General features: G+C 69.6%; 13 protein-coding genes. 4 read left to right on the forward strand and 9 right to left on the reverse strand.

The window, feature by feature from the left end:
- Positions 1–62 precede the first annotated feature (62 nt).
- From BM060_RS20645 to BM060_RS20675, 7 genes are all read right to left on the reverse strand, one after another.
- Entirely contained in the window at positions 63–2,534 is a 2,472-nt protein-coding gene (locus BM060_RS20645) for an efflux RND transporter permease subunit (protein WP_074982523.1), read from the reverse strand.
- Between the two features lie 3 nt (positions 2,535–2,537).
- Positions 2,538–3,602, reverse strand: a complete 1,065-nt coding sequence (locus tag BM060_RS20650; protein WP_074982524.1) for a WD40/YVTN/BNR-like repeat-containing protein — start codon at positions 3,600–3,602, stop codon at positions 2,538–2,540.
- A gap of 205 nt (positions 3,603–3,807) precedes the next feature.
- Positions 3,808–5,175: a DUF1329 domain-containing protein gene (locus tag BM060_RS20655; protein WP_074982525.1), complete on the reverse strand. Its 1,368-nt coding sequence runs from the start codon at positions 5,173–5,175 to the stop codon at positions 3,808–3,810.
- A 14-nt stretch (positions 5,176–5,189) separates the two neighbouring features.
- A complete protein-coding gene (locus BM060_RS20660) occupies positions 5,190–6,860 on the reverse strand; it encodes a DUF1302 domain-containing protein (protein ID WP_074982526.1) in 1,671 nt (556 codons plus the stop codon).
- An 86-nt stretch (positions 6,861–6,946) separates the two neighbouring features.
- Entirely contained in the window at positions 6,947–8,071 is a 1,125-nt protein-coding gene (locus tag BM060_RS20665; protein WP_074982527.1) for an FAD-dependent oxidoreductase, read from the reverse strand.
- A 141-nt stretch (positions 8,072–8,212) separates the two neighbouring features.
- Positions 8,213–8,560 carry a Rieske (2Fe-2S) protein gene (locus BM060_RS20670; RefSeq protein WP_074982528.1) on the reverse strand — a complete coding sequence of 116 codons (348 nt, stop codon included), beginning with the start codon at positions 8,558–8,560 and terminating at the stop codon, positions 8,213–8,215.
- A 3-nt stretch (positions 8,561–8,563) separates the two neighbouring features.
- Positions 8,564–9,505 carry a VOC family protein gene (locus BM060_RS20675; protein ID WP_074982529.1) on the reverse strand — a complete coding sequence of 314 codons (942 nt, stop codon included), beginning with the start codon at positions 9,503–9,505 and terminating at the stop codon, positions 8,564–8,566.
- 283 nt (positions 9,506–9,788) lie between these two features.
- On the opposite strand from BM060_RS20675, the gene BM060_RS20680 reads away from it, so the two are divergent.
- Together BM060_RS20680 and BM060_RS20685 are read left to right on the forward strand one after the other, a co-directional pair.
- On the forward strand, positions 9,789–10,727 hold the full coding sequence (locus BM060_RS20680; protein ID WP_074982530.1) for a LysR family transcriptional regulator: 939 nt from the start codon (positions 9,789–9,791) through the stop codon (positions 10,725–10,727).
- A gap of 181 nt (positions 10,728–10,908) precedes the next feature.
- On the forward strand, positions 10,909–12,066 hold the full coding sequence (locus BM060_RS20685) for an alpha/beta hydrolase family protein (protein ID WP_074982532.1): 1,158 nt from the start codon (positions 10,909–10,911) through the stop codon (positions 12,064–12,066).
- A 753-nt stretch (positions 12,067–12,819) separates the two neighbouring features.
- Here BM060_RS20685 and BM060_RS20690 read toward each other — a convergent pair.
- Positions 12,820–13,200 (reverse strand): nuclear transport factor 2 family protein, encoded by a 381-nt coding sequence (locus tag BM060_RS20690; protein ID WP_074982533.1) that lies wholly within the window; start codon positions 13,198–13,200, stop codon positions 12,820–12,822.
- Positions 13,201–13,461: 261 nt separating this feature from the next.
- On the opposite strand from BM060_RS20690, the gene BM060_RS20695 reads away from it, so the two are divergent.
- On the forward strand, positions 13,462–14,805 hold the full coding sequence (locus BM060_RS20695; protein ID WP_074982534.1) for a metal-dependent hydrolase family protein: 1,344 nt from the start codon (positions 13,462–13,464) through the stop codon (positions 14,803–14,805).
- A gap of 2 nt (positions 14,806–14,807) precedes the next feature.
- On the forward strand, positions 14,808–15,251 hold the full coding sequence (locus tag BM060_RS20700; protein ID WP_074982536.1) for a GlcG/HbpS family heme-binding protein: 444 nt from the start codon (positions 14,808–14,810) through the stop codon (positions 15,249–15,251).
- Here the strand turns inward: BM060_RS20700 and BM060_RS20705 are convergent.
- Positions 15,242–16,171, reverse strand: coding sequence for a LysR family transcriptional regulator (locus BM060_RS20705; protein WP_074982539.1), 930 nt, complete (start codon positions 16,169–16,171; stop codon positions 15,242–15,244). The two genes, BM060_RS20700 and BM060_RS20705, sit on opposite strands and share 10 nt — an antisense overlap.
- Positions 16,172–16,181: the final 10 nt, after the last annotated feature.

Consider the following 16,181-nt stretch of genomic DNA (forward strand, 5'->3'; position numbering starts at 1 on the left):
GGCCCTGCCCGCGATTCGCGCCCAGGGGGCGCTCCTACATGTGAAGCCGGCATTCGATGGATTCAGGCATGGCATCGGGCGGTCCTCTGGTTGGGGTTCGGCTCGCAGCAGTCGCGGTCGTGGTGGACTTCCTCCAGGTGGTGCGCCGGCACGGCGGGTTGCGTCTGGCGCCGGGGCAGCAGGAAGTAGGCGAGCGCCGGCAGCAGGACCAGGGCGCCGACCATGTTCCAGACGAACATGAAGGCCAGCAGCACGCCCATGTCGGCCTGGAACTTGATGGGCGAGAAGATCCAGGTGCCCACGCCGATGGCCAGGGTCACGCCGGTGAGCATCACCACCTTGCCGGTGAACAGCAGCGCCCGGTAATAGGCGCTGGACAGGCTGGCGCCCTGGCGCAGCTGGGCCAGGACGATGCTCATGACGTACAGCGCGTAGTCCACGCCGATGCCCACGCCCAGGGCGATCACCGGCAGGGTGGCGACCTTCACGCCGATGCCCAGGGCCACCATCAGCGCCTCGCAGAGGATCGAGGTGAGCACCAGCGGCAGCACCGCGCAGAGCACCGCGCGCCAGGAACGGAAGGTCACCAGGCAGAGCAGGATCACCGCGCCGTAGACCCACCAGAGCATGTCGTGGTTGGCCTGCCTGACCACGATGTTGGTGGCCGCCTCGATGCCGGCGCTGCCGGCGGCGAGGAGGAACTTCGCCTGTTCGCTGTCGTTGTCGCGGGCGAAGGCCTGCACGCTGTCGACCACCCGCGCCAGGGTGTCGGCCTTGTGGTCGGTGAGGTAGGCGTACAGCGTCAGCAGGCTGCAGTCGTCGTTGTACAGGCCGCGCGGGGCGTTGGCGGTGACCATGTTCAGGGTGGCCTGGTTGTTCACCAGCTCGTACCACTTCGGGCTGCCCTCGGAGAGGCCCACCAGCACCCGGCGGTTGAGCAGCGCCAGGGAGTTGGTCGAATCCACGCCCGGCAGGCCGCGCAGTTGCCAGTCCAGGTCGTCGACGCGCTTGAGGGTGTCGTAGGCCGAGCAGGCGCCGGCCGGGGTCTGCACCATCACCGCGAACACGTCGCTGCTGGCGCCGTAGTGCTGGGTGACGAAGGCGTTGTCGCGGTTGTAACGCGAGTCCGGGCGCAGTTCCGGGGCACCGGCGTCGAGGTCGCCGATCTTCAGGTTGAGGCTCACCGCGTAGCCGCCGGCGGCCAGCAGCGCGGCCACCACTATGCAGAGGGCGGCCCAGCGGCGCTGGGTGAAGAGGTCGAGGAAGCGCCACACAGCGTGCTTGTCCGCCCCGCTCGCCTCGGCTTCCTCGGCGCGCAGGCTGCGCCGCGCCGCCTTCGGGCTGACGCCGACGTAGGACAGCAGCACCGGCAGCAGGATCAGGTTGGTGAAGATCAGCACCGCCACGCCGAGGCTGGCGATCACCGCGAGGTCCTGGATGACCTGGATGCGGATGATCATCAGCACCGCGAAGCCCACCGCATCGCACAGCAGCGCGGTGAGCCCGGCGAGGAACAGCCGGCGGAAGGTGAAGCGCGCGGCGACCAGGCGGTGCATGCCGCGGCCGATGTCCTGCATGATGCCGTTCATCTTCTGTGCGCCATGGCTCATGCCGATGGCGAACACCAGGAAGGGCACCAGCACCGAATATGGGTCCAGTTCGTAGCCCAGCAAGGGCAGCAGGCCCAATTGCCAGACCACCGCCACCAGCGAGCACAGCACAACCAGCGCGGTGCTGCGCACGCAGCGGGTGTACCAGTAGAGCACCGCGGCGGTGATGGCGATGGCGGCGGCGAAGAACAGCAGGATCTGCTTCAGGCCGTCGATCAGGTCGCCGACCACCTTGGCGAAGCCGGTGATGTGGATGTCCACGCCCCGGGCCTGGTACTTGCCGCGCAGGGCCTCCAGCTCATGGGCGAAGGTGGTGTAGTCCAGCGCCTGGCCGTCGGGGGTCTTCTCCAGCAGCGGCACGTAGAGGATGCTCGAACGCTGGTCGAAGGCCACCAGTTGGCCGATCTCGTTGGAGCGCTCGACGTTGCGCTTGAGCGCTTCCAGGCTGGCGGCGCCGCCGTCGTAGCCGTCGGGGATCACCGGGCCGCCTTCCAGGCCGTCCTCGGTCACGCCGGTCCAGCGGGTGGACGGCGTCCACAGCGATTTCATCGCCGCGCGGTCCACGCCGGGCAGCAGGTACACCTCGTCGTTGAGCTGCTGCAGCACCTGCAGGTAGTGCTTGTCGTAGATGCTGCCTTGGGGGTTGGCCACGGCGATGCGCACGGCGTTGCCCAGGCCGGCCAGCTCCTGGCGGTGGTCCAGGTAGTTGAGGATGAACGGGTGCTCGCGCGGGATCATCTTCTCGAAGCTGGCGTTGAGCGTCAGCCGCGTGGCCTGCCAGCCCAGCAGCAGGGTCGCCGCCAGGCACAGCAGCAGGACCAGGCCGCGGTGGTTGAACAGGGCGCGTTCCAGCAGCGAGCCGGAAGCGCTGTCGAAGTCGTCGAGGCGGCCGCTGGACGGCGCGGGGGAAGTCGGGGCGTGCATGGCTCAGTCCGCTGTGCTGGAGGAGGAAGAAAGCGCCAGGCGGCGCGCGCCGGCCATGCCGACGGCCACCAGGGCGCCGTCGGCGGCGACGGTGGCGGCGCTCAGCGGCAGGCCGTCGGAGACCGGCAGCGGCGTTGCGGCGAACTCGCCCAGGCCGCTGCGCAGGAGCATGCCGGCCTGGTTGGCGAGCAGCAGCTGGCCGCCGGCCACGCGGATGCCGTTGAGCGAGGCCGGGATGGGATTGGCCAGGGCCTGGAAGCTGGCGCCGCCGTCGTCGGAGGCGAACAGCTTGCCGCGCAGGCCGCCCACCAGCAGCCGGCCGCTGGGCAGCACGGCAGCGACGAAGTAGCTGCCCTCGTAGGGGCCCTGCAGCGCCTCGAAGCGCTCGCCGGCGTCGCGCGAGCGCAACAGCAGGCCCTGTTCGCCGGCGATGTAGAGGTCGCTGCCCTGCCCCGCCACGGCATAAAGGTGCAGGCCCTGGGGGTTAGGCAGATGGCCCATCCACGACTGCCAACTGCGACCGCCGTCGGCGGTGGCCAGGGCAAGGCCGTAGGCGCCCAGCACCAGGCCGTGGCGGGCGTCGCTGAAATGCACGGCCAGCAAGGGCTTGTCGGCACCGTCGGCCACCAGGCGTTGGGCGGCGGCGACACGGCCGATATCAGCCGCGGCCTGGGCAGCCTGCAGTTCCAGGATGGCGGCGCGCCTGCCGTCCAGTTGCAGGTTCCAGTGCTCGCCGCCGTCGTCGCTGTGCAGCACCACGCCGGCATGGCCCACGGCCCAGCCGTTGCGTGCATCGACGAACTGCACGGCGACCAGGCTGGCGCTCACCGGCACCGCGCTCGCCTGGCGCCAGCTGGCGCCGTTGTCGTCGGAGAGCAGCACCACGCCGCGCTCGCCCACCGCCACCAGGCGCTGGCCGGCGCGGGTCACATCCTGCAGCACCGCGTGCAGGGCCTGGGGGCCTTGCACGGCGGGCTGGGCCAGCACGTCCGGGGTACCTGCCGCGAAGGCCGGCGGCAGGGTACAGCAGGCCGCCGCCAGGAGCAGGCCGGAAAGCATTTTGTTCATCGCACGCAACCTTGGTTTTTCTTGTAGTCGAAGCGGAGTCGCTGGGTTCCCGCATTCGCGGGAATGACGGGGACAGTACGAAGTCTCCCTTCGTCATTCCCGCGAACGCGGGAATCCAGTGGCGTAACGGGCCGGGTTCGCGAGCAAGCTCGCTCCTACGAAGAGCGTGGCGCCCCTGTAGGAGCGAGCTTGCTCGCGAACGCTTTCAGCGCACGCCCTCGCCCGCCATGGCGTCGGCGGTGAACACCGAGTCCTTGTACGGCGGCACGATGCGGTACTGCTCGTTCTTGCCGGCGAACAGGTCGCCGGCGAACCAGGCGCCGGAGAGCAGGTCGTAGAAGCCGTTGGTGAGGGTCACCACGCCGGGCAGGTCGGGCAGCACCACCGGCGAGGTCCAGAGCACCTTGGCCAGTTGGCCGCGGGCGTCGTAGCGCTCGCCCAGCACCGCCGCCCAGGTGTCTTCGTCCAGGTAGTAGGTGCTCTTCGGCATCACGTGGCGCTGGCCGCTCTTCAGACTCGCTTCCACCACCCAGACGCGGTGCTTCTCCCAGCGCAGGGCGTCGGACTTCAGGTGGTGCGCATCCAGCAGCGCCTCGGGGCCGGCGGCGCTGAACACCTTGTTGGCGTTGTAGGGGATGTACATCTCCTGCTTGCCCACCAGTTTCCAGTCGAAGCGGTCGATGCGGCCGTTGAACACGTACAGCTCGTCGAAGCTCATGACCCCGGCGGTGGCCGGCGTCGGGGTGTCGCAGCAGGCGTTGGGCAGGCGGCGCACGCGGCGCTGGCCGGGCAGGTAGGTCCACACCGAGGCCTTGTCGGCGTTGAGGTTCTCAAGGCCGGTGATGGCCTCGCCGGCGCGCAGCGGCGGGCCGTCGTTGATCATGCGGATGGACCAGAACACGCCCCGCTCGCCGGCACCGCCGGGCAGGTACCAGGGCATCTGCAGGTCCGAGCGCGAGTCGTTGGTCAGCACGTGCTTGCCGTCGGCGGTGGTCAGGTACTGGGTGAAGCTGGCGTGCCAGGAGGCGCCGCGCCAGCGCAGCAGGTGGTTCCAGATGGCCTCGGCGCCGCTCTGCGGGATGGGGAACGGGATGCCGCCGGCGGCGCCCTCGGGCATCGGCCCGGCCGGGCCGTCCACCAGCTTGCCGCTGGTGGCGTTGGCGAAGGTGGCGTCGTACACCGACTGCGGCGCGGCGGCGCTACGGTGCGTCGGGTAGACCTCCAGGCGGTAGCTGTCGGGGTACTTCTTCAACATCGCCTGCACCCCGGGGGTGAGCTGCCCGGCGTACTGCGCCATGTTCTGCGCGGTGATGGTGAACAGCGGCTTGTCGGCGGCGAAGGGGTCGCCGCGCTTGCCGCCGTCCTTGTAGGCCGGGTCGGCCTGGGTGTAGCCGCCGGTCCAGGCCGGGATGCTGCCGTCGGCGTTGCCGGCGCGCTCGCCGCCCAGCGGGGTGAGCGTGGTCCTGAGCTTGCCCGCCTCTTCGGCGGAGACGGCGGCCAGGGCGCCGTGGGCGAACAGCAGGGAGGCACTCAGGGCGGTGAGCAGGGAAACGACTTTCTTGTTGTGTTTCATCGGGCAGTCCTCGGTCAGAAGGTGCGGCTGACGGTGAAGGCGATGAAGTCGCGGTCTTTCAGCGACTGTTCGAAGGTGTAGTGGTTGTCGGCGTCGAGGAAGGTGTTCTGCGGGCCGTAGTAGTGCGTGTAGGTCAGGCCCAGGCTCCAGGTGTTGAGGTAGCTGCCCTTCAGGCCGATGTTGATGTCGCCGCCGTGGTCGCTGCCGAAGCCGGTGCCCAGGGCCTCGGAGGCGCCGTTGGTGTAGCTCGCGCCGAGCGGCACCGAGAGGTCCAGGCCGGGGTAGATCTGCCGGTACATCGGCTCGTACACCAGACGCAGGCTGGTGGCGTCGCGGTCGGCGTTGGGGTCGATGGCGTCGCGGTTCTTGCTCACGCTCAGCACCCGGTTCCAGGCGATCTCGCCGAGGAAGCTCGACTCGCCGGCGATGAAGTTCGGCTCAAGGCTGGCCAGCCAGGAGAAGTTGGCATGCAGGGTGCGGCCGGTGGCGTAGAGCGGGTCGTCGCTGTTGTTGATGGCCTCGCCGACGGCCAGGGCGTGCTGGTTGGTGGAGGCCAGCGGCTGGTTCCAGCGGGTGGAGACTTCGCCGGCGACGTTGAAGTTGCCCAGGGTGGTGGAGAAGCTGCCGCCCAGGGCGCTGATGCCTTCGGGGTACACCCAGTAGAACTCGCCGGCCTTGCCGGTGAGCGGGTTGAGGTTGGCGAAGTCGCTGCGCACGTTCAGCTGCGGCGACTTGTCATGGAAGCGGATGGCGTACAGGCCCCAGTCCACCGTCTCGGTGCGCCAGCGCAGTTGCACGCCGCCCTGCCCCGAGTCCTTCGCCTCCTTGTCGTTGCCGTGGTAGAAGGCCAGCGGCTGGCCGCCGGGCATCACCGGCGAGCCGATGTACATGCGCTCGGCGCCGTCGCCGAAGAAGTCGTCGGTGGAGAAGTAGCTGCCGGCGGCCGGCAGGCGGTTGGCCTCCCACTCGAACTGGTAGTAGGCGCCGATGGACACGTCCGGGGTCAGCTGCAACTGGCCGGAGACCTGCTGCACCGGGCGGATCAGTTCCTTGAACTGGGTGTTGGGCACCGACAGGCCCTTGACCACGTCGATCGGCGCCATGCCGCCGGCGATGCCGTTCATGCCGTAGAACAGGCTCTCGCCCCACTGCATGGCGTACTGGCCCAGGCGCCCGGAGAGCGGCATGCCGGCCAGCTCGGTCTTGCCGAAGACGAAGGCGTCGAGCAGCTCGCCCTTGCGCCCGTGCAGGGTGCGGGTGTCGTCGGTGAATTCGTCGTAGTCCACCGAATAGGCGTTGGCGCGGCTGGGGTCGTTGGCGTCGGTGCCGCGGTTGTAGACGTCGTCGTACCAGGCCGCGCCGCTGACCCGCGCGCCGACGTCGCCGTAGGTCACGTCCAGCTCGGAGAGCAGGTCGAGGCGGTTGGAGATCAGGCCCTTGTCGAAGTTGCGGTCGCCGTCGTCGAGGTTCAGCGCGGTCTGGCCCTCGCTCAGCTTGCTGCTGGCGTCCTGGGTGCGCCAGGCGGCGCTGTACTTCAGGGTGTTGTCCCAGCGCGCCCGCAGGTCGGGGTTGCCGGTGTCGAATTCGAAGGCCTGGGCCTGGCCGGCGGCCAGGGCCAGCAGCGCCAGGGTGAGGGGCTTGAGCGGCGGCAGCGGCCGCACGGTTGCACGCTTGTCAGCGGACATCGAGGTCACCTCTTTCTTGTTCTTGTGCGTTGGTGTTGGCATGGGCCGCGGCGCGCCGGCAAGGCAGGGCGCGCCGGGCCGTGGGATCAGATGGGCTGCGCGGTGACCTCCAGCATCTGCTTCACCAGGCCGATGCGGTCGAAGGACGGGTCCTGGGCGATCTCCTTCTCGCCAGCCAGCAGGGACTTCCCGGCGATGAATTTGCAGCGCTCGAAGCGCCGGCCCATGAAGCGCTGCAACTGCTCGGCCAGGCTGCCGCCGGCGGTCAGTTCCTCGGCCAGCACCACCGCGTCCTCGATGGCCATGCCGGCGCCCTGCCCCAGGTGCGGGGTGGTGGCGTGGGCGGCGTCGCCGATCAGCAGCACCCGGCCGCGGTGCCAGGGCTCGTCGACGAACACCGCTTCCAGCGGCTTGTAGACGACCTCGGCGCTGTCGGTGATCTGCTCGCGCAGCTCGCCGATCAGCCCGCCGAAGCCGGCCAGGCGCTGGCGCAGGCCCTCGGCCAGGCCGGCCGGGTCCATCCAGGGGTTGCCCGGCTCGTGGGAGGTGGTGAACAGGTACATCAGGTCGTCGGCCAGGGGCACCAGGCCGGCGTTGCCCGAGGGGCCCTGGTAGTTGGCCAGGTGATCGATCTGCGCGGCGCGGCGGAAGTTGTGCCGCCACACCGACTGGCCGGTGAAGCGTGGCTGGTACCTGTCGCCGAACAGCAGCCCGCGGACCCGCGAGTACAGCCCGTCGGCGCCCACCAGCAGCTGGTAGCGGCCCTGGCTGCCATCGCTGAACAGCACGTCGACGCCGCTGGCGTCCTGCTCGAAGCTCTCCACCGAGGTGCCCAGGCGCACGCGGGTGCCCAGCTCGATGGCGGTTTCGCTGAGCACCTTGTGCAGCGCGCGGCGGGAGATGCCGACGTTGGCCGGGTACTGCGGCCCCGCCAGGCGCTGGCCGGGGATGCGCGCCAGCTGCTGGCCGGCGGTGGTGTAGATGGCTACGTCCTCGAAGGCGTAGGCGGCGTCCAGGTAGGCGTCGAGCAGGCCCAGGCGGTGCATCTCGCGCACCACGTTACTCTGCTGGATGATGCCCACGCCGTAGACGGTCCACTCGGTCTTCAATTCGACCAGGTCGACGGCGATGCCCTTGCGGCGCAGGGCGATGGCGGCGCACAGCCCGCCGATGCCGCCGCCGACGATCAGCACGTTGCTCACAGTGTTCATGGCGTCTCTCACGTGTTGTTCTTGTTGTCCGCACCGACTGGCGGTGCGGCCGTTCTCCGTGCCCCGGGGCACAGCTTCCCGGCGGGGCCGGGCCTTGACCAATCGAGTCCGCGGATGCGACCTATCGCGCGGCGCGATACCTCAGCCCCGCAGTTGCGCCAGCGGCAATAGCAGCCAGCCGTCCTTCTCTTCATGCACCAGCGCCGCCAGCGACTGCCCAAGGCACGGGCCGTACACGCATTCGCCGTCGTGCGGGCGGAAGCGCGCGCCGTGGGCGTAGCAGATGACCCACTGGCCATCGGCGCTGAGGAACCTGTCCTTGCGGTACTCCAGGGGCACCTGCAGGTGCGGGCAGCGGTTGCGGTACACGCGCACCTGGCCGCGGTGGCGCAGGGCGAACAGCGCGTCCGTGCCCTCGCCCTGCGGGTCGAAGCCGCGCGCCTGGCCCTCGGCCAGCTCGTCGAGCCGGCACAGCGCCACGCAGGCCACGGCTCAGCCCTGCTTCGGCGGCGGGCCGCTCGGCGCCCAGTTCTCCCGCGAGGTGAAGAGGAACAGCTGCGAGGTGTCCGCCGACATCGGCGCCTGGCGCGCGGCCCAGTCGTCGTCGTGCTTGTCCATGTCGGCGTCGTACTCGATGTGGCAGCCCAGCGGGCTGTTGAAGTACCAGAACCAGTTGGAGCCCAGCAGGTGCCGGCCCGGGCCCCAGAAGCTGGTCCAGCCCTTGCGCTCGAAGCGCCGGCCGGCCAGCAGCACTTCGCTGCCGCTGCCCAGGTGGAAGGTGAAGTGCTCGCAGCCCTGCATGTGCGGCGGCGTCTGGATCATGAACAGGCAGTGGTGGTCGTCCATGCCCGCCGAACGCATGAAGGGGCCGACGCCGACGAAGCTGTCGGTGGTGACGAAGCCCAGTCGGTCGCGGTAGAAGGCCTCGCCCTTGGCGACGTCGGGCGCGAAGTAGACGACGTGGGACAGGGTGCGCGGCAGCGCCGGCATGTCCGGGGTGATGCCCAACTGGTTGAGCGGGCGCTGCGGCGCGCTGCCGGGGGCGTTGGTCAGGTCGGCCGGGGCCTCGAAGGGCCGCCGGCAGCTGACCTGGAAGGCGATGGCGAAGCCCAGATCGTCGACGCAGTGCAAGGCGCCGGCGGCATCGCGGCGCACCTCGCGGTCGCGCCCCAGTTCGTCGGCGATGGCCTCCAGGTCGGCGGCGCTGGCCACGCCGTAGACGGTCTCGCGCAGCGACGGCGTCGGGCCCAGGGCCGGCGGCAGGCTAGCGTCGTCGCCACGGCGGATGACGATGGCGGTGCCATCGAGGGCTTCGAAGCGCCCGCCGTCGGCGGTGAGTTGCACGGCCGACAGGCCGTAGTCGCGCAGGCAATCGGCACAGGCCTGGATATCGTCGACGCCGAAGACCAGGGCGTCGAGGCCAAGGATGTTCATGGCTACCACTCCATTGAAATTATGATTCGGCGCCGGGCAGGGGGCCGCCGGTGGTGGGTCGCCGCGGCACGGGGGCCGCTCGACTGGAGCGCAGGTTGCTGGGCGGGGCGGCCCCCTGACCAATCGCATGTGGGGATGCGAGACATCGCCGATCGCGATACCTGGGCGCGGGCCCATGGCGGTGGGCGTTTGCCGCCCACTCATGACGAGGCGCTATTGACGTATCGGGAACGCGGCGGGAAGGTATCGCGAAAATAACTACAACAAGCCTGAGCCATCTGCCATGCGATTCCATCACCTGGACCTGAACCTCCTGGTGGCGCTGGATGTGCTGCTGGAAGAGCAGAACATCACCCGCGCCGCCGAACGCCTGCACATGACGCAGTCGGCCACCAGCGGCGTGCTCGGCCGCCTGCGCGCCTTCTTCGAGGACGAGCTGCTGGTGCAGGTCGGCCGCAAGATGCAGCCAACGCCCTATGCCCTGGAACTGGCGGGACCCGTGCGCGAGGTGCTGCTGACCATCCGCTCCTCGATCACCGCCAAGCCGGTGTTCGACCCGGCCAGCAGCAAGCGCCACTTCCGCCTGGTGACCTCGGACTACCTGATCAGCGTGCTCTTCGCCCAGGTGATCCAGAAGATCCACCAGCAGGCCCCGCACATCACCTTCGAGATGCTCAGCCCCGGCGACAACAGCGCCGAGCTGCTGATGCGCGGCGAGGTGGACATGATGATCGTGCCCGAGCGCTACATCATCGACGGCCACCCGGCGCAACTGCTGTTCGAGGAGGACCACGTCTGCGTGGTCTGGCGCGACAACCCCGTGGTGGGCGAGAGCCTGACCCTGGAGCAGTACATGCAGATGGGCCACATCTCGGTGGGCTTCGGGCGCAACCGGCACCTGAGCATCGAGGACTGGTTCATGAGCCAGTACGGCTTCAACCGCCGCCTGGAAGTGATCACCAACGACTTCAACACCCTGCCCCAGCTGCTGGTCGGCACCCAGCGCGTGGCCACCATGCACCGCCGCCTGGCCGAGCTGTACGCGCGCTACCTGCCGCTGCGCATCCTGCCGCCGCCGGTGAAGATCCCGGTGATGCGCGAGTACATGCTCTGGCACCGCAGCATGGAGGGCGACCCCATGCACCGCTGGCTGCGCGAGCGCATCCACGACTTCATCCAGAGCCTCGACCAGCAGCCCGAAGCCCTGCGCCACGCCGGCTGAGCCCGCCCATCGCCCCGGCCGCCGGCATGGAGCCGGGGCATCGCGTTTGGCGATACCTCGCATCCCCACTCGCGATTGGCGCGCCGCCGCCCCGCCTGCGTACCTTGCCGTCGAACCGCGCCCTGCGTGCCTGCCGCCATTCCCGGGCGCCGGATACATCGACCGCAGAAGGACAACAAGAATGTTCCGCTACTTCCCCACCAATTACGTCTGGAACCTCTCGGTGGACCTGGCCATCGAGATGGGCGCCCGCCTGGGCGAGATCGAGGAAATGTGCGCCCCGCTGCAGGAGGCCGCGAAGCAGCCCGACGCCGCCGGCACCCAGGCCTTCCGCGAGACCTGGTCGAAGATGGCCGACAAGCTCTGCGGCCTGGCCGAGGAAGACGAGGCCGCCGGCCGCCTGCTCTCCGCCGGCGAGAAGTACAACCGCGCCGCCACCTACTACCTCACCTGCGAACGCCTGCAGGCCCACGGCGCGCCGGGCCGCGAGGCGCTGTACCAGCGCTTCCTGCAGACCTTCGCCCGCGGCATCGCGCTGGCGAAGGAGAACTGCGAGCGCGTGGAGATCCCCTACGAGGGCAAGCACATCGCCGGCCTGTACGTGCGCGCCGAGGGCGTCGCAGGCCCGGCGCCGCTGCTGGTGCAGGTCAACGGCCTGGACTCGACCAAGGAAATGAAATACCGCGTCGGCCTGCCGGCCTGGCTGGCGAAACGCGGCGTGGCCTCGCTGATCATCGACCAGCCCGGCACCGGCGAGGCCCTGCGCCTGCAAGGCCTGACCGCGCGCTACGACAGCGAGCACTGGGCCAGCCGCGTGTTCGACTGGCTGGAAACCCGCGAGGACGTCGACGCCAAGCGCATCGGCCTGGAAGGCGTGTCCCTGGGCGGCTACTACTGCCCGCGCGCGGTGGCCTTCGAACCGCGCTTCGCCTGCGGCGTGGTCTGGGGCGCCAACCACGACTGGCGCGACGTGCAGAAACGCCGCCTGGAGAAGGAAGGCGACTTCCCGGTGCCGCACTACTGGGCGCACGTGCGCTGGGTATGGGGCGCCAAGGACATGGACGACTTCATGCGCATCGCCGAGAACGTCCACCTCGACGGCGTGCTGGAACGCATCCGCGTGCCCTTCCTGGTCACCCACGGCGAGAAGGACTCGCAGATCCCGCTGAAATGGGCGCACCGCACCTACGAGCAACTGGTGAACAGCCCGAAACGCGAGCTGAAGATCTTCACCGAACGCGAAGGCGGGGTGCAGCATTCGAGCTTCGACAACAGCATCAATGCCGGACAGTACATCGCGGACTGGGTGGCGGAGACGCTGGGTGGGCGTACGGACTGAGGGCGCACAGAGCCGACTTCGGCGAAGCGCTTTCGTAGGATGGGAGGCGATGGCGCCGGACCTGAGAGCACCCTCTCCCTAACCCTCTCCCTGAAGGGAGAGGGGACCGTTGGGCAGAGTTGGATGTTCTGGAGTTAGCCGGCTGGCACGGAGATTGCCGTCTGGAACCCGGCCTCCTCTCGGCAGAGTTAGCCGGCCTGCACAGGGATTGCCATCTGGAACCAGACCTACTCTCGGCACGGACAGCCCTCTCTCCCGCTTGCGGGAGAGAGGCCGTTGGCCAGGGTTGGATGTTCTGGAATTAGCCGGCTAGCACGGAGATTGCCGTCTGGAACCAGACCTACTCTCGGCACGGACGCCCCTCTCTCCCGCTTGCAGGAGAGAGGGCCGTTGGGCAGGGTTGGATGTTCTGGAGTTAGCCGGCTAGCACAGAGATTGCCGTCTGGAACCAGACCTCCTCTCGGCACGGACAGCCCCCTCTCCCGCTTGCGGGAGAGGGTTGGGGAGAGGGGCTCTTCGCTCTGGAAGCAGGCGCGGAATCGGCGGATAACGCCTGGGCGTTATCCGCCCTACGATCCCGCCATCCGGCAACCTGTAGGAGCGGGCCCTGCCCGCGATTTCGCGCGCAGGGCGCGCTCCTACAGGGAAATGGCGTGGGCGGGGCGGCGTAGGAGCGAGCTTGCTCGCGAACAGGCCTCGCTGCTGGGCTGATTCGCGAGCAAGCTCGCTCCTACGAAAAGCAACAGCCCTGCCCTACGCCGGCACCCGCGTCCCGTGGAACGACGCGATCCGCCAGCCCTCCTCGCCCTTCACCCACAGCTGCGTGGCGAAGCCCTCGGCACGCACCGGCTCGCCGCCGCCACGCTTCTGCAGCAGGTTGCACTGCGGCCCGCTCATCAGCGCCAGGCCATCGCCGAACAGGCGCACCTGCAGTTCGCCGCGCTCCACCGCCAGGTAGCGCACGGCGTGGCGGGCGTAGTCCAGGTACTGCGCCTTGTCCTGCACCAGGCCGGTGGTGTGCACGTACAGCAGGTCGTCGGCGAATAGCCACTCCAGGCCGGCGTGGTCTTCTTCCACCAACGCGCGCTGGCGTTCCTGCTCCAGGGCCAGCAGTTCGCTACGGATATCGTTCATCGGGTTTCCCTCTTGGTTTGATGGCGGCGGCATCCTCGCCCCGGCCGCCGCGGCGGGAAAAATCGCCATTGGCCATGCCTGCCATCGCCACTGCCGATACCTGTCCTGCGCCGCGTCCCCCCTGCCTGGAACCCGGACGCCAAGCGCCCTGGACCACGTATCGACACCATCGATGGCCGGGCATCGACAGCATCTGTTGGTCAGCCGGGCCGGCGCCGCCCTAGCCTGCCGGCACAACAAGAAGCCGAGGAGAAACCGCCCATGGGCGCCCTGCACCTGCACTGCTCCACCCTGTTCGACGGCACCGGCCTGGAGGCCCGCCACGCCCAGACGCTGATCATCGACAACGGCCTGATCCGCCATGTCGGCCCAACCGCCCAGGCCCCGCGGCCGCAGCCGGGCGACCGCGAGGAACGCGCCGCCTTCGTCATGCCCGGGCTGGTGGACGTGCACACCCACCTGGCCTTCGGCAACGCCCAGAGCGAGGAAGACATCGATATCTGGACCAGCGACGAATTCCGCGCCCTGCGCGGGCTGTTCTTCGCCCAGCACGTGCTCGCCGCCGGTGTCACCTCCATGGTCTGCCCCGGCGACAGCGGCCAGCTCAGCATCGCCGTGCGCAACACGGTCAACGCCGGGCTGTTCGAGGGCCCGCGCATCGCCGCCAGCAGCCGCGTTATCACCAACCGACAGAGCCTCAACGACTGGTTCCCCAGCCGCGTCGGCGCGCCCGAATACTTCACCGCCGCCCTGGTCACCAGCCGCACCGAGGCCATCGCCGAGATCCGCAAGCAGGCCAAGGACGGCGTCGACCTGATCAAGATCGCCATGGACGGCACCCACCGCCGGCCCAACGGCGAGATCATCGCCGCCTTCACCGCCGACGAGACCCGCGAGATGGTCGAGGAAGCCCACCGCCTGGGCTGCCGGGTGGCCACCCACGCCTACGGCCGCGAGGCGGTGATGTACGCCGCCAGGGCCAGGGTGGACCTGGTGTTCCACGCCTTCTACATGGACGACGCCTGCATCGAAGCGCTGCTGGAGGCCGGCAGCGTGCTGGCCCCGACCATGACCTTCCCGCAGAACACCGTGGACTTCTGCCAGCCCCACGACCCGGCCATCGCCACCGGCTACGCCGGCTACTGCGCACGCACCCTGGAGCTGGGCACCCCGGTGCTCAAGCGCGCCAAGGCCGCCGGCATCCCCTTCGCCTGCGGCAGCGACAGCGGCTTCGCCGTCACCCCCTACGGCGAATGGCATGCCCGCGAGCTGGAGCTGCTGGTCACCCGCCTGGGCTTCACCCCGGCCGAGGCGCTGTACGCCGCCACCAACGTCGGCGCCCGGCTGATGCCGCGCGGCGAGACGCTGGGCACGCTGGAAGCGGGCAAGCAGGCCGACCTGCTGCTGCTCGACGGCTCGCCCCTGGACGACATCCGCATCCTCCAGGACCGCCGGCGCCTGCAGGCCGTGTACAAGGCCGGCGAACCGGTGCGCCTGCAACGCACGGCGTACAACCCCAAGCAGGTGTCGGACTTCAACTCGCTGAAATGGACCGACCTCTACACCCGCGACCGCGTCGCCCAACTCGGCAAATGGAGCCTGTGAGCATGCCCACCCTCGACTTCGAACGCGCCGCGCAACTGGCCGCCGCCACCCTGCGCCATGCCCGAAGGCTGGGCCTACGCCCGCTGGCCGCCGCGGTGCTGGACGCCGCCGGCCACCCGCTGGCGGTGCTGCGCGACGAGCAGGCCAGCTTCCTGCGCCCGCAGATCGCCAACGGCAAGGCCCGCGGCTGCCTGGGCATGGGCTTCGGCGGCCGCGAACTGGCGCGCCGCGCCCAGGCCATGCCGGCGTTCTTCGATGCGATCAACAGCCTGACCGGCGGCGAGGTGATCCCGGTGCCCGGCGGCATCCTGCTGCGCGACGACGCCGGCAACCTGCTCGGCGCCATCGGCGTGAGCGGCGACACCTCCGACAACGACGAACGCTGCGCCCTGCTGGCCATCGAGGAACTCGGCCTGCACGGCGACACTGGCGACGCTCAGGCCTGATCCAGCCTTGCGGCCTGCTCCGCCAGCAATCCGCGGAGCCAGGCCAGCGCCGGGTCCAAGTCCTGCTGCGGGTGCCACTGCAACAGCTGCGGCGCCGCCGGGAAGGCCAGCGGCGCCGGCAGCACCCGCAGCGGGTAGCGCCGCGCCAGGGCCTGCGCCTGGCGGCGGAACAGCGTGGCCACCCGCGGCGTGCCGACGATGAACTCAGCCATCAGCGCGAAGCTCTGCACCGCCACCGCCACGCGCCGTTCGATGCCCAGCTCGCGCAGGTGCAACGCGTCCATGGCCAGGTTCTGGCCGTCGGCGAACTCGCGCAGCACGTGCTCGGCGGCGCAATAGTCGGCCAGGCTCAGTCCCTCGGCGAAGGCCGCTTGCCCGGCGCAGACGATGCAGCACAGCTCGTCGCTGAGCAGCGACATCTGCGGGTAACGGGCATTCACCCGGCGCTGCGGCACTATCACCAGGTCGCTGCGGCGGTATTCCAGGGCCTCGGCGACCACGTCTCCATCACGCGGCAGCGGCAGGTCGCGCACCACCAGCGAGGCCCCCGGCGCCAGTCGCGACAGCTCGCGGCTGGCCGCCGGCAACAGGGTCGCCGCCACGTAGTCGGAGGCCACCAGGGTGAAGCGCCGGTCGCAGCGTGAAGGCTCGAACACCACCGCCGCATCCACCACCTCGCCGGCCAGGGCCAGCGCCTCGCGCACCTTCGGCAGCAACTGGCGGCCCAGGGCGCTGGGCACCAGGCGCCGCCCCACCGGCAGCAGCAGCGGGTCGTTGAAATGCTCGCGCAGGCGCGCCAGCGCCGCGCTGGTGGCCGACTGGCCCAGGTGGAGGCGTTCGGCGGCCCGGCTGACGCTGCACTCGTCGAGCAGCGCGGCCAGGGCCACCAGCAGGTTGAGGTCGAGACGACGGTAGCGCATGGGCGCTTTA

The organism is Pseudomonas citronellolis, assembly GCF_900112375.1.
GTDB classification, from domain to species: Bacteria; Pseudomonadota; Gammaproteobacteria; order Pseudomonadales; family Pseudomonadaceae; genus Pseudomonas; species Pseudomonas citronellolis.